The organism is Vibrio sp. 2CM40D (assembly GCF_023161825.1).
In the GTDB taxonomy this organism is placed as follows: Bacteria; Pseudomonadota; Gammaproteobacteria; order Enterobacterales; family Vibrionaceae; genus Vibrio; species Vibrio alginolyticus.
The window spans coordinates 19,221-33,137 of the sequence record NZ_JALNTL010000016.1; the positions used below are offsets into that span (position 1 = coordinate 19,221).

The window sequence follows — 13,917 nt, forward strand, 5'->3', positions numbered from 1 at the left end:
ATCGATGTGTAGACATTTCCTCTTTAATCTTAGTCGTGAAATGGTCGCCTAGAGTTCTTATTGTGCTTGTTCGTTTGATGGCGATTTAGGGTCATTCATAAAGCGGAAAATCGCATCGAGCGCTTGATTACGATACTTGTCGGTCTCGAATAAGATTTCATGCTGTGCGCCTTCGATGGAAAGCAGCTCCGCGTGCGGGTTGGTTTTCCGCAATTTATCAATAAAACGCTTTTGCGCGAGGTTGCTAACAATCCGATCGTTTCCGGCTTGGATTAGGATTACTGGTATTTTGACTTGGCGAGTTAATAAAAAGCACTGCTTAGCGGCCATGAGCCCTTGCCAAACCCAGCGAGTGCTTGGCCCACCGACTTGCAGTTCCGGTTTTTCCGTATATAGGTTTCGGAACCATTGGTAGCGGCCGTAACTTTGGCTAAGTGGGTTATCTTCAAAGGGCTTAGGGAAGTAGGCCTGATGTCCTGGTGCATAGCGTGGCAAAGTCGATACCGCTGACATAATTTGTGTGACCGGAATCGCTATTGGTGATAGGTACCATGGCAGGTTAATGCCAAACATGGGCGCACTTAGAATCAAACCAGTAAAAGGGTGTTCTGGGTGAGTTTGCAGGTAACGTGTGGCTATCGCGCCGCCCATAGAGTGCGCGATGATGAAGCATTGTTGATATTCGCTAAGGTCGTGTTTTTTTACGACGATGTCCATATCATCAATATAATCAGTAAAGTCATAGACGTGACCCATATCTGAGTCAGATAATAAACGATCTGATAAACCTTGACCGCGGTGGTCAAAGGAATAGACATCGAAACCTTGGCGGTAGAGATCGTAAAACAGCTCTTGGTATTTCCAGGAAGACTCAATGCGTCCATTTACGATGAGCACGGCTTTTTTATGCTCTGGGTTGGTTAGCTTGCACCAGTAAATGTTCTTTTTCTCAGTCCCTTTAACAAAGCCCTCTTGGCGAGTTTGCCAAAGTGCTGCGATCGGACCACCAATTGCTTGCTCAAATAATGTCTCTTGAGTATAAGTCAAAGGTGAATGGTTAGTCGCCATTAGTTGATTACCTGAAGATACGTTGTTTACGCGATGTATCATCGAAGAATTAGTGAGGAAATGCAATGGATACCCATGTCTGGTTAGCTTATGTAGTAACAGCAATCGTTTTTAGTTTGGCGCCGGGCTCTGGCACGGTGAACTCAATCAGTAATGGTTTGAGTTACGGTACCCGTAAATCACTGGGTGCCATTATTGGCTTACAAATTGGTTTAGTTATCCACATCGCGCTGGTGGGGGCGGGTATTGGTGCGCTTGTCGCGCAGTCAGCAACCGCATTTTCTGTCATTAAATGGGTTGGTGCCGCTTATCTGGTTTGGTTGGGGATTCAGAAATGGCGCGATACATCAAGCTTAGTCGCAGCTGAAAACCACAACGAGATGTCAGGCACGGCGCTGTTGTACAAGGCAGTGTTGATTAACCTCACCAACCCTAAATCGATTGTTTTTCTGGTGGCGTTGTTCCCGCAGTTTATTGACCCGGCAAAAGACCAAATCACGCAACTGTTGGTGCTTGGCGTCACTACGGTCGTGATTGATGCGTGTGTAATGTTGGGTTACACGAGCTTGGCAGCACAAATGGGACGCTTTATTCGCTCCGATAAAATCATGGGAAAAATAAACAAAGTATTCGGTTCAATGTTCATGGGTTGTGGTGCATTATTAGCAGCTGCAAAGTCATAAGCCATTTATAGGTCCTTCTTTAGCATGAATACAACGTATGTCGCTCGCCAGCCGATCTTTAACCGAAAAAGACAGACGCTGGGTTATGAATTGTTGTTTCGAGACGGGGAGAGTAACGCATACCCTTCACATATTGATTCAAATCGAGCGACATACCGACTGATCGTCGAAAACTTCCTATCACTGGGTACTAACCCAGTGATTGCCTCTTCAAGATGCTTTATTAACTTTCCTCATCAAAGCTTGGTGCGACGTTTGCCGCGCAGTTTGCCGAAAAACAAAATTGTCATCGAAGTGTTGGAAACGTGCCAACCTACGGATGAGCTTCTTGATGCGATTCGTGAGTTTTATCGAGAAGGTTACTTGATCGCTTTGGATGACTTCACCCTAACACCAGAATGGCGTCGTTTTTTGCCATATGTGCATATTGTGAAGCTCGACATTATGGCGATGGGGCTCGAAAAGGCCTGTGAACTGGTCAAAACACACCTGGCCAAACGCGTCAAATACCACTTTTTAGCAGAACGTGTTGAAACTGCAGAAGAGTTTGAGCAAGCGAAAGCGGCTGGCTTTAAATTTTTCCAAGGTTATTTTTTTAGCAAGCCACTCGTCTCGCAGACTAAATACGTCAGTCCTGAGCAAGTGTTGGCATTGCAACTGTTTCGTGAAGTTTGTGCTCCTGAGCCTGACTTTACTCGTATCGAGTCCATCATTACGCAAGATGTCGCGTTGTCATATAAATTATTGCGTTTTGTAAATACGCAAGCGCCGAATTTGGCTGTCGAAATCAGCTCTTTTCGTCAGGCATTGATTTATCTTGGCCAGGATAACCTTAAGCAGTTTGTCTCTTTGGTTGTGGCATCGTATATCTCCAGTAACAAGCCTCGAGAGCTGTATCACCTTTCATTGCAACGAGCTCAATTTTGCCAATTGATGTCGCGCTATCAGCCATTCTCTCACCTCAACGAGCAAGGTTTCATGGTTGGTTTGCTGTCGATTCTAGATGCGCTGCTGGATCTTTCGGTGGAATCTTTAGTTAGGCAGTTACCGCTTAGTCATTCAGTACAACAAGCGCTATTACATCGCAAAGGGGTTTATGGTGCACTTATTTCCCTCGAAGAGTGCTACGAGCGTGCCGATTGGTCAGGGGTTGAAAAAATCACGATGCAATTGGGGTTGCCTTTAGAGGAAGTGAAGCTCTCCTTAGGTGAAGCGGCTCGCTGGAGTCAAAGCATCGCGACTGCATAATTTCTTGTCTTATCTTTTATCTCTTTGAATCTCTCTCTTTACAATCAAGCTGTTCGTTAGATGTGAAACTTTTATGACGATGGACGGTTTCCTCTTGACGATATATCTTAATTAAATAAACATATACGCATATCCATATATAGGTATGTTCATTATGCTTCCACATCAGTTTTTTAAGCTGTTATCCGATGAAACACGCGTACGTTGTTTAATGCTCGTGGCCCGTGAAGGTGAAACTTGCGTTGGCGATTTGGCGTTTGCTCTACAAGAGAGCCAGCCGAAAGTTTCTCGTCATCTTGCTCAGTTACGATCCAGTGGCATCTTGGTGGATAAACGCCAAGGGCAATGGGTGTATTACGAGTTATCACAGCAATTACCAGGTTGGATGCGAAAGTTAATTGAAGACTTAGTGGCATCAAACTGTTTGAAGCAGGAATACCAAGACGACATCACACGCTTACACGATAAAAGTCGTGAGGCTTGCTGTTAACAGCGAATAGAGATTCAAGGTAGAAGATTAGAGGGTAAAACTATGACAATTAAAGTAGGACTTAATGGCTTTGGCCGAATTGGTCGCTTAGCGCTGCGAGCGGCATTTGATTGGCCAGAATTGGAGTTTGTGTTAATCAACGATGTCGCAGGTGACGCAGCTACGCTTGGTCACTTATTAGAATTCGATTCAGTGCAAGGTCGTTGGCATCATGGAGTTCAGGTCGAAGGCAGTGAGCTCGTCATCAACGGCAAGCGTGTCGCCACGACTCAACAACGCGATATCGATGCGGTGAACTGGTCTGATTGTGATGTTGTGATTGAAGCGACAGGCGTACATCGCAAAACATCATTCCTAAATAAATACCTAGAGCAAGGCGTGAAACGTGTCGTGGTAAGCGCACCTGTGAAAGAAGAAGGTATCGCGAACATTGTGGTGGGCGTGAACGACCATATTTTCGACCCTGAAAAACATCGTATCGTGACAGCAGCTTCGTGTACGACTAACTGTATCGCACCTGTGGTTAAAGTCATTCATGAGAAATTGGGTATCGAACAATCTTCTTTTACGACCATTCACGACCTGACGAATACGCAAACTATTTTAGATGCGCCACACAAAGATCTACGCCGTGCAAGAGCATGCGGCATGAGCCTTATCCCGACTACGACGGGTAGCGCGAAGGCGATTGTCGAAATTTTCCCAGAATTAAAAGACAAAATTAATGGTCATGCGGTTCGCGTACCTCTAGCAAACGCATCGTTAACAGACATCATTTTTGATGTGAAGCGTGATACCACAGCAGAAGAAGTGAATGCACTGTTAAAAGAAGCATCTGAAGGTGATTTGAAAGGCATCCTTGGCTTCGAAGAGCGTCCTTTAGTTTCTATCGATTATAAAGGCGACCAACGTTCAACCATCGTTGATGCGCAATCAACCATGGTTGTGGGTTCTCGTATGGTTAAGATTTACGCTTGGTACGATAACGAAATGGGTTATGCAACGCGCACAGCAGAGCTGGTTCGTAACGTTGGTTTGGCTTAAAAGGGGGTCACAATGTCTCATCCTACATGGCAATTAGATTTGGACTCCGGTGCTTTAATCTTAACACCGTGCCCAGGAACGAAAGGTGTCGATTTGCATACGTCGTTAGAACAGTTGAAAGAGCAGGGTGTTCAAGCGGTCGTTACTGCATTAGATGATAGTGAATTAGCCGCGAAGAATGTCTCTGCATTGGGTGAAGCCACTCAGCAACTGGGTATGAAATGGTTCCAGATCGAGATTGAAGACGACTGCGCACCAAATGAAGAATTTGCGACGAAGTGGCAACAAGCCAGTCCGGAACTGCACGCGATTCTTGCTCAAGGTGGCAAAGTTGCGATGCATTGTATGGGTGGTTCGGGGCGCACAGGTTTGTTCGCTGCTCACCTACTCCTAGAAAAGGAATGGCAGTTAGAAGATATCGTGCGAGAAGTGCAGGCATTGCGCCCTGGTGCATTTACAAAACCTGTGCAAGTTGAGTACATCGAACGCGTGGCTCAAGACGCTTGATCAGCTTAAATAGCTTTTGGTTCGTTATGATCCAAAAGCTAAATTCGAGCTTCTTCAGGATACGACTGTTTACAAGAAAAGCCATTAATATTAACTAATGCATTGTTTTTAAGGTGTATTTTGCTTTTTATTGATGTTGGGGCATTTTTTGAAAATCACAGCAACATTGTATTGGTCAATGTTGCTGTACAGGTTAGGAAGTATTTAGAACATGATGATCTAAATGCTTCTATCGCTGTACATATGAGGTCAATATGATTTCTCAATTAAGCAAAAGTATTCGTCAGTACATGTTAGTGACGTTTAACTATTGGAACTTTACGGTGACCGATGGCGCACTGCGTATGCTGGTGGTGCTCTATTTTCATGACTTAGGTTATTCCACGTTAGCTATTGCCTCACTGTTTCTTTTCTATGAATTTTTTGGTGTGGTGACAAACCTGGTTGGTGGTTGGTTGGGCGCAAGGTTAGGCCTAAATAAAACCATGAACATTGGTTTAGCGATGCAAGTGTTTGCGTTGCTGATGCTCGCAGTACCAAATGCATGGCTGACCATTCCTTGGGTGATGGCAGCGCAAGCTCTGTCGGGGATTGCCAAAGATCTGAACAAAATGAGTGCTAAGAGCGCGATTAAAACGCTAGTACCAGACGAACAGCAAGGTGCGCTCTACAAATGGGTAGCGATTTTGACTGGCTCGAAGAATGCACTCAAAGGAGCGGGCTTTTTTGTTGGTGGCTTGCTGCTGTCTTGGGTGGGTTTTCAAAACTCGATGTTTATTATGGCGGGTGTACTTACATTAGTGTTTGTTTGCAGCATGATCTGGCTAGAAGCGGACATGGGTAAAGCAAAGAGTAAACCTAAGTTTCGCCAAATATTCTCCAAGTCTGAATCGATAAACATTTTATCCGCAGCACGCATGTTCTTGTTTGGTGCTCGTGATGTGTGGTTTGTCGTTGCTCTGCCTATTTATCTTGGTAGCGTGTTTGGCTGGGATCACTTGTGGGTTGGTAGCTTTCTCGCAGCGTGGGTCATTGCTTATGGGTTTGTGCAAGGCTTTGCGCCGCGTATTACTGGCAAAGCGCAAGGTCGTGTGCCTGATGGTAGTGCAGCATTGGTGTGGGCAGGAATCCTAGCGTTAATTACGGCTGGTATTGCTTATGGTGTGCAAATCGGTTGGCAGCCTGAATTGGTGATTGTGGTAGGTTTGATGATTTTTGGCGCTGTGTTTGCCATTAACTCTTCGCTGCACTCGTACTTGATAGTGAGCTACGCTAAAGGCGATGGCGTCTCGTTGGATGTCGGTTTTTACTACATGGCCAATGCGATGGGACGTTTGATTGGCACGGTATTATCGGGTTGGATCTACCAAGAGGCAGGCCTCGCAGCGTGCTTATGGGTTTCTTTTGCTTTCTTGGCACTGACGACGCTGATTTCAATTAAGTTGCCAAAAGCTGATGTTGCTACTGCGTAACTACCCCCAGTATCGCTATCTGTAGATGGTATAAATGGCTCCAAATCGGAGCCATTTTTGTTTCTTATGCGCCGTTTGCTGTAATCAGATTGTTTCGGTTTGGCATCGAGAGTGAATACTGATGCTTGGTTTTTGGTTCTCGTTAAGTGATTAGAGTGGTGATGAAATCCCCGTTGTAGGTCATTGTTGAGTTAAAAATAAGCAAAAACAGATTGTTAACCATTTCACTAGTTGAGATTTACCCTATGCTATAAACGATAAGCGACTTAAAGTAGGGAAAGGTATGAGAGAAAGGGTTCTGTTTTTTGATTTATTGCGCTGCTTCGCAGCGGTAGCAGTGATCGCCATTCACGTCTTGGCACCGTATCGAAATGAGTTAGGAGTGATTCCATTTGACCAATGGCTGACAGCGGTAGGCGTGAATAGCGTAACCCGCTGGGCAGTGCCAGTTTTTATTTTGATCACCGGAGCGCTAATGCTCAGTGACACTCGACCATTTGACGGTAAGTATTATATCAAAAGGCGTTTGGGCAAAGTTTTAGTTCCATTTCTTATTTGGTCGATGTTTTATGCATACCTTTCAGGTTGGACTTCTCAAGGCTTTGATTTTGAAACCGTAAAAGAGGTATTAAGCAATAGCCCATTCCACGCAACGTATTACCATCTCGGCTTTTTCTATTACTTTATACCACTGTATTTTGTGATTCCGCTGTTTCAATGGATGGTACGCAACGTGGATGACAACGTCTTGTATACCTATCTCGCATTTTGGCTTTTCACCAGCACACTGTTCTTGTTCAAGATTGATGGCCCTTGGAGTAGTCAGATGTGGCTTTATATGGGTTACCTTCCACTGGGGTATGTTTTATTTCAAAAGGTACCTTTGAATCGCTCTATGGTGACCTTATTTGTTGGGCTAGGACTCGTGGCGTTGGCAGTGACCTTTACGATGGTTGTGACAAATAGCTTAGAGGCGGAGAAGTATACGGTTGGGCGCTGGCTCTCTTATAAAACACTGAATGTGATTCTAGCGGCTTCGATGATTTTTATGATCGGGCGTTACTTTGGTGAAGGCTTATCACCAAAAGTACAAAAAGTGGTCAGTGTGATCAGTCAGCACAGCTTGGGGATTTACTTACTTCACCCTATTTTCTTATGGCCGATGAAAGAGTTCGGTTGGTACACAGGACATCCTGCGTGGGTGATTCCAGTCTGGATCGTTCTAAGTGGAGCTGGAGCCTTGGCGATGAGCTATCTCTTTTCTCGTTCTGCCAAGACTCGTTGGTTACTGCCTTAACGTTTGATAGCGAAGTGAAGGAACTTGCTGCCGCGATAGGTCAGTGTTCCCTTATCTCCAGGGTTGAGTGCATGGTAGTAATGCACTCCAATTTGGAATTCACGCTTTGGACCGATAGAACCACGTTGAACGTAAATCCAATACTCTTGATCGTCTTGACCTGGTGGTGCGTTTGGTATGTCTATCGCTTGTTTATCTAAAACCGTTACCTGCGCGCTTTGCTCTGGAGCGTCTTCGCCCACATAGTGCTTACTATAAAAACGGAAAAACACCCACGCGCCCAAGGCAATAAGGGCGAATAGGGCGACAATAAGTGAGATTGGCATATTAACCTCCAATGTTTTATCGGGTCCCATTCTACAGAACTCGCTGACGAAACGATGAGTTGAGGTAACTTATTCATAATCTAATGAAAGGGATATGGAGATTATTCGGCGCACTTCACGATTTATCTTAATGATGCACGATGAAATCGTCGCTTCATCTGCAAGCGAAGTCACTAAAGCTGAACGAAGCGGCTTTCACTTGTTAGGCTATATGAGCTCAAGGGCACAAATTGAAAGTAAAATTGCACTTAACGGCTCGAAAAAGCTCTAAATTTATAGAAGAATAAAAATAATGAACATAGGAAGGGTCTGGTAAGGAGGGTTACGATGTCAGATATTGAAAAAGTAGTCATGCGTACCCGAACGATCGAAAAACTTTTGCGTACTCAGTACCATGCAGAAGGGAAAGGGTTGCACCAACTTATTAATAGTTGTGAAGAACGTTTACCGCATGACGTGATAGCAAAGCTTCGATTCATCGCAACCGTGCGTAACAAAGTGGTGCACGAAGACGATTACAAGCTGGATGATCGTAAAGGCTTTATGGCGGCATGTGATGCTTGTGAAAAAGAGCTGACACCAAGAAGCTCTCGCTTTATTTGGCGTACAGCAATTTTGCTAATGACGTTGATTACGCTGGCCGCTCTTGGTTTCTACTATATGCACTGGGATATTTTGTCTAAGCACATTCAGTAGAGCTATACAGATAAATAAAAAAGGACGCATTTGCGTCCTTTTTTATTTTAAATCATTGGGTTAGTACATCATTGGCAGTGTCATTAAACCCACAACCACTGCAATCATAACCAGCCCTTGTTTTTGAGAAGATGAAATCATAACACTACCCCTTAATCTTTGATGAACTCGATGAATTTAATATAGCACTGTTTTTGGGGTTTGATCAACATATGCTCGTTAATCTTTTCAAAAACCACACTTAACTTGTCTGGTTTTACATGATTCTGACTAATGAAACTATGTTTTTTGTGCTGTATTTAAAGTGTTCACATTGTTTTATTTCTATCCTTTTTTGTTTTAAGTGTATGATTTTATAATGTTAAATGGTTTGTGATGTTGGCTTTGTAATTGTTTTTTGTTTCGAATGGTATGTTGGGTGTTTATTTTGTCTGTATTTCTCAAAAATTGAGAAAATTAAAAAATGTGCTATGAGGTTGCATCGTCAAATCGAAAGCATGGAGTGAGATTTTCTTACCTTATGAGAAAATATGGGCTTCAAAAGTGTTTAGTGATTTTATGGTTTATGAAGTCCGCACTTTTATCTGTTATTGAAATTATGGTTTTATTTATCATTGACTTACTTTTCTTGTCTGATGTTTTTTTTACTGAATTAAGGTCGGTTTTCTTAGTTTTTACCCCTAGTCATCAGTGGTTTCTCCTCTCTTAGAGCGCTACTAAGACTATTTTCTATTTTGTGTCTGTTATTTATTCTTGTTGCCTGCATTACATACATCCTGGTGGTTTAATCGTCAGTTTGTGAAATGGCGGCTTACCTGGAGTACTTATCTGTTTTTCAGTTAAATAGTTTTAGAAAGCGTTGGTTATTGTGTCGTGTGATTTGATGGGTTCGGCTGATGAGCAAAGCTTGGCCCCAATGTTTAGTGGCATCATTCAGGCTCATCGGCTTTATTATTACGTAGGCTGAGGGTTACAAAATGTTTCGAATCGCTAGCGAGATCCAACTTTCGTAGATTGTGTCTTTACATCAAAACTGGTCTACCTAGACTAGCGGCGAGTTTAAGTAAAAGGTGTATACTGCATGTGGAGTTGGCTGGCGATAGGGCTATCAGGTGTGTATTCCGTGTTGGGAGCAAAGCAAGCTAACCCGACACAATCCCTCGTGTTTAAAATCTTTACTCTGCTACTTCTTCTTGTGTTGGTGTTAACTCAAGGTGCATCCGCAACATATACCTACTGGATTGCGGGTGGGCTTATTGTGTCTATGGTGGCAGATACGCTGCACTCGTTTAAAACTCGTAAGCTAATCTATTTTACGGCTTATCTGGTTGCCCAGGTATGCTACAGCAAGTCATTTTGGGTGCAGCTTAATGGTGAGATTGTCTGGTGGCTGTTGGCCCTGCTGCTTGCAGCGAGTATCGTAGCGTTCTTTTTGTTGCTACCTCAACTCGACTCTCTGGTATTCCCCGTTGTGATCATGGGGATGATGCTGGTTCAACTTGCTTGGGCTGCCGGTGAAGTTTGGTTACAAGTGCCGAGTTACGCCAATGCTATCGGCTTTAGCGGAACCTTAGTTCTGATCTATTCGGCGCTGGCATACGCGATACACGGTTATCGAAAACCGATGAAACACGCCTATTTGTGGGTGAGTGGCAGTTACTTTTTTGCTCATGCCCTCATTGTTGCCTCAATCATTTACTAATTTAAGTCAAAGCAGCTCTTGAGGATTTCAGTAAACTGAACGCATTGTTCTTAATAACTGGAGTCAATAATGAGTGAAATCCATGCTCACGAGCTGCTAAACCTACTTAGAGAAACACCAATGGATCGCGAAGCCCTCACACAGCACTTTGGTGCTAGCGTTCGCTTTCACACCTGTAAACTGAATGATCTAGACTTAGATGCATTACTAGCATTTTTGCTCAAGCGCGACAAAATTCGTGAGCTTGAAGGTAAGTTTGTGGTCAATATGGCGCGAGTTTGCAATCACTAAACGGCGGCTAAGATCGAGGGTGAATATGGTGTTTTCGCCCTCAGTCATATACTCATGTTGTCAGTTTGCTATACACTGGCCGCCATTTTTTAGGTGAGGCCAGAATATGGACATTCTTTCTGCAGCGACCATGCTGTTTCTAATCATGGACCCTCTCGGTAACTTGCCGATTGTGTTGTCTATTCTCAAACATATCGATCCCAAGCGTCGTCGTAAGGTATTGATTCGTGAACTACTGTTTGCCTTACTGATTTTGATGTTGTTTCTGTTTGCAGGACAAAGCATCTTAAGTTTTTTGCATGTCCAGCCAGAAACGCTCAGCATTTCAGGTGGCATTATTCTCTTCATTATTGCGATTAAGATGATTTTCCCGAGTGCTGGCAGCATCACTGGACTGGCAGCAGGCGAGGAGCCCTTTATTGTTCCGATGGCCATTCCTATGATCGCGGGCCCTTCAGTGATTGCAGCCTTGCTTTTACTGTCTTCGCAACATCCAGAGAAAATGTTGGAAATGTCAGCATCAGTCGTAATTGCGTGGGGCGCAACATTTTTTATACTGATGTTTTATGGCTTCTTTAATCGCTTGTTGGGTGAACGTGGCTTGAAGGCGGTAGAACGCTTAATGGGCTTGTTACTGGTGATGATCTCCACTCAAATGTTCTTGGATGGTGTAAAAAGTTACATTGGGTGACGAACGAAATGCAGAAAAAAAGCCGCTCACAAGAGCGGCTTTTTCGTATCTGAGCGATTACATCATGTGTTTACGACGAATATCGAGTAGGGCAAAAATACCAAAAATCAGGATTGAATATTTTTCCCAACTGCTCATTTTTATTTTGTCGCCAAATGCACCAATGAAGATGGCCATTTGTAAACCGTGCATGATGAACAAAAAAGCGGTCATGATGTATAGCGCAATCGCGGCATTGCCGGGAAAGGGCATAAAAATATTTAGGATTAATACTAACCAAACAAAGGCGATAGCCGCTTTGGCCAGCATAATTAGTGCTTTCATTTAAGTATCCTTTTAAATCGAGGCGTTATGCGGAGGTACGTTCGTACAGACGATAGCTCACTTGGCCTGCTGTTTTTTCTCGATGTAATTGCCAGTTTTCTGGTAAGTCGGCAATATTGAGTTCTTTTTCTGTTTCAATATAAATCATCGCATCTTCCGCGAGCCAGCCATTTTGTTCTAGCAGAGCCACGGTCTCATCCAATAGACCTTTGCGAAACGGTGGGTCAATAAACACCACATGGTGAGCAGAACCCGGTTGCTTCAAAAAACTCAGTGCGTCGGTATTTACCACTTGGATGTTGTTCGCGTTAAGAGAGGCAACATTCTTTTGTAACTGTTGGAAAGCTTGTGGGTTTAGCTCAACCATGGTCACTTGCTCTGCTTGGCGCGAAGCTGACTCAAATCCCAAGCCGCCAGAGCCAGCAAACAAGTCGAGACATTTTGCCTGTGGTACATCTTGAGCTAACCAGTTAAACAGCGTTTCTTTGACGCGATCTGTCGTGGGGCGTAAGCCTTCAGCATCGTGTACAGGAAGTTTTCTGCCTCTCCATAAGCCACTAATAATGCGAACAAAGCCCGTTGTTGGCTTTTTTTGTGATGAGTTTTGCTGGCGACGTCTTACCATAGATTTTTTGACCGCTAATAAAGTGATACTATATCTAATCGCCCAAGCAATGAGCTTGGAGCTTGGATACAGCCCAGAATATTCAAGATGACAGAGTGTAACACTAATAAGATTAGAATTACCTAATCGGAAAGTTTTCAGAACTTTGTCATTAGCCTTTTTTAGACAGATAATAATCTTGTCAAAAAAGAGTCATTAATAGATAAAAGAACAATCTAGGATAGCCCCAGATGACGGAAAAAAAGAAGCGCGGATTACTTTCGTGGCTAGGTTTTGGTGACGAAGAGCAAAGCCCAAAACCAAAAACTGAAGAAACAGTAAAAGAAGAAGCAGTGGAAGCGCCTTCTGAAGAGCAGCAAACCGAAGCGGTTGCTGAGCAAGCGGAAGCAACGCCAGAACTTGAAGAAGAAGCGAAACAATCAGAGGCTGCCCCAGCAGAAGCAGAAGCAGAAGCAGAAGCAGAAGCAGAAGCAGAAGAGCCAGAAGTCGTATCGGCCGCGCCTCGTGTTCAAGAACAAGAAAAGCCAACAGAAAGCTTTTTTGCTCGTCTTAAACGCAGCCTAAGCCGAACAAAAGCAAATATTGGTGCTGGCTTCTTCGGTTTGTTCAGCGGTAAGAAAATCGATGAAGACTTATTTGAAGAGCTAGAAGAGCAACTGCTTATTGCTGATGTGGGCATGAATACCACAACAAAAATTATCAACAACCTGACAGAAAAAGCCACACGTGGCGATCTGAAAGACGGCGAAGCCCTTTATGGTTTGTTGAAAGAAGAAATGGCTGAGATTCTTTCTAAAGTCGAACAGCCACTAGAAATCGATAGCAACAAAACGCCTTACGTCATCTTGATGGTGGGTGTAAATGGCGTGGGTAAAACCACGACCATCGGTAAGCTAGCGAAGCAGTTCCAAACTCAAGGCAAAAAAGTGATGCTTGCAGCGGGAGATACTTTCCGTGCCGCAGCGGTTGAGCAGCTACAAGTGTGGGGTGAACGTAATAATGTTCCTGTGATTGCTCAACATACTGGCGCAGACAGTGCCTCTGTTATCTATGATGCGATTGAAGCGGCAAAAGCACGTGGTGTGGATGTGGTGATTGCTGATACAGCAGGTCGTCTACAGAACAAAGCGAACCTAATGGAAGAGCTGCGTAAGATTGTACGTGTGATGAAGAAAATTGATGACTCTGCACCACATGAGATCATGCTAACGCTTGATGCAGGTACAGGACAAAATGCCATTAGCCAAGCGAAACTTTTCAGTGATGTTGCCCCTCTAACCGGGATTACTTTGACTAAGTTGGATGGTACAGCCAAGGGCGGCGTAATTTTCGCTATTGCTGATCAGTTCGGTATTCCAATTCGTTACATTGGTGTGGGTGAAGGTATCGAAGACTTGCGTCCATTTGAAACTCAAGAGTTTATTGACGCACTGTTTAGTCGTGAAGAATAAAA

At 43.9% G+C, this 13,917-nt stretch carries 16 protein-coding genes; 12 read left to right on the plus strand and 4 right to left on the minus strand.

What is annotated here, in order from left to right; translation table 11 throughout:
* Positions 1–57: 57 nt before the first annotated feature.
* Complete coding sequence (locus MTF70_RS22605; protein ID WP_005378733.1) at positions 58–1,068, minus strand: alpha/beta fold hydrolase; 1,011 nt, start codon at positions 1,066–1,068, stop codon at positions 58–60.
* A 65-nt stretch (positions 1,069–1,133) separates the two neighbouring features.
* Here MTF70_RS22605 and rhtB point away from each other — a divergent pair, with 65 nt between their 5' ends.
* The 7 genes from rhtB (at position 1,134) to MTF70_RS22640 (ending at position 7,809) form a co-directional block, all read left to right on the plus strand.
* Positions 1,134–1,751 carry a homoserine/homoserine lactone efflux protein gene (gene rhtB, locus MTF70_RS22610; RefSeq protein ID WP_005378732.1) on the plus strand — a complete coding sequence of 206 codons (618 nt, stop codon included), beginning with the start codon at positions 1,134–1,136 and terminating at the stop codon, positions 1,749–1,751.
* A 24-nt stretch (positions 1,752–1,775) separates the two neighbouring features.
* On the plus strand, positions 1,776–2,999 hold the full coding sequence (locus tag MTF70_RS22615; RefSeq protein ID WP_005378731.1) for an EAL and HDOD domain-containing protein: 1,224 nt from the start codon (positions 1,776–1,778) through the stop codon (positions 2,997–2,999).
* Positions 3,000–3,153: 154 nt separating this feature from the next.
* Entirely contained in the window at positions 3,154–3,489 is a 336-nt protein-coding gene (locus MTF70_RS22620) for a metalloregulator ArsR/SmtB family transcription factor (protein WP_005378730.1), read from the plus strand.
* A gap of 42 nt (positions 3,490–3,531) precedes the next feature.
* Entirely contained in the window at positions 3,532–4,533 is a 1,002-nt protein-coding gene (locus MTF70_RS22625; protein WP_025768164.1) for an ArsJ-associated glyceraldehyde-3-phosphate dehydrogenase, read from the plus strand.
* 12 nt (positions 4,534–4,545) lie between these two features.
* Entirely contained in the window at positions 4,546–5,040 is a 495-nt protein-coding gene (locus MTF70_RS22630) for a cyclin-dependent kinase inhibitor 3 family protein (RefSeq protein ID WP_025768165.1), read from the plus strand.
* Between the two features lie 254 nt (positions 5,041–5,294).
* Positions 5,295–6,512 (plus strand): organoarsenical effux MFS transporter ArsJ, encoded by a 1,218-nt coding sequence (gene arsJ, locus MTF70_RS22635; RefSeq protein ID WP_005383628.1) that lies wholly within the window; start codon positions 5,295–5,297, stop codon positions 6,510–6,512.
* Between the two features lie 283 nt (positions 6,513–6,795).
* Positions 6,796–7,809: an acyltransferase family protein gene (locus MTF70_RS22640; RefSeq protein ID WP_042523935.1), complete on the plus strand. Its 1,014-nt coding sequence runs from the start codon at positions 6,796–6,798 to the stop codon at positions 7,807–7,809.
* Here MTF70_RS22640 and MTF70_RS22645 read toward each other — a convergent pair.
* Positions 7,806–8,135, minus strand: coding sequence for a DUF2500 domain-containing protein (locus tag MTF70_RS22645; protein ID WP_042523937.1), 330 nt, complete (start codon positions 8,133–8,135; stop codon positions 7,806–7,808). The genes MTF70_RS22640 and MTF70_RS22645 overlap by 4 nt on opposite strands.
* A gap of 327 nt (positions 8,136–8,462) precedes the next feature.
* Between MTF70_RS22645 and MTF70_RS22650 the strand changes: the two genes are divergently transcribed.
* The 4 genes from MTF70_RS22650 (at position 8,463) to MTF70_RS22665 (ending at position 11,515) form a co-directional block, all read left to right on the plus strand.
* Positions 8,463–8,831 carry a hypothetical protein gene (locus MTF70_RS22650; RefSeq protein ID WP_005378717.1) on the plus strand — a complete coding sequence of 123 codons (369 nt, stop codon included), beginning with the start codon at positions 8,463–8,465 and terminating at the stop codon, positions 8,829–8,831.
* Between the two features lie 1,081 nt (positions 8,832–9,912).
* Positions 9,913–10,533 carry a lysoplasmalogenase gene (locus MTF70_RS22655; protein WP_005389670.1) on the plus strand — a complete coding sequence of 207 codons (621 nt, stop codon included), beginning with the start codon at positions 9,913–9,915 and terminating at the stop codon, positions 10,531–10,533.
* Positions 10,534–10,602: 69 nt separating this feature from the next.
* Positions 10,603–10,824, plus strand: coding sequence for a YecH family metal-binding protein (locus MTF70_RS22660; RefSeq protein WP_005378711.1), 222 nt, complete (start codon positions 10,603–10,605; stop codon positions 10,822–10,824).
* Between the two features lie 106 nt (positions 10,825–10,930).
* The gene (locus MTF70_RS22665; protein ID WP_005389671.1) at positions 10,931–11,515 is read left to right on the plus strand and encodes a YhgN family NAAT transporter; all 585 of its coding nucleotides are present in this window, start codon (positions 10,931–10,933) and stop codon (positions 11,513–11,515) included.
* Between the two features lie 57 nt (positions 11,516–11,572).
* On the opposite strand, the gene MTF70_RS22670 is transcribed toward MTF70_RS22665, so the two are convergent.
* Positions 11,573–11,839 (minus strand): DUF1145 domain-containing protein, encoded by a 267-nt coding sequence (locus MTF70_RS22670; RefSeq protein ID WP_005378704.1) that lies wholly within the window; start codon positions 11,837–11,839, stop codon positions 11,573–11,575.
* 25 nt (positions 11,840–11,864) lie between these two features.
* Positions 11,865–12,464, minus strand: a complete 600-nt coding sequence (rsmD, locus tag MTF70_RS22675) for a 16S rRNA (guanine(966)-N(2))-methyltransferase RsmD (protein ID WP_005378702.1) — start codon at positions 12,462–12,464, stop codon at positions 11,865–11,867.
* 230 nt (positions 12,465–12,694) lie between these two features.
* Here rsmD and ftsY point away from each other — a divergent pair, with 230 nt between their 5' ends.
* A complete protein-coding gene (ftsY, locus tag MTF70_RS22680; RefSeq protein WP_064368850.1) occupies positions 12,695–13,915 on the plus strand; it encodes a signal recognition particle-docking protein FtsY in 1,221 nt (406 codons plus the stop codon).
* Positions 13,916–13,917: the final 2 nt, after the last annotated feature.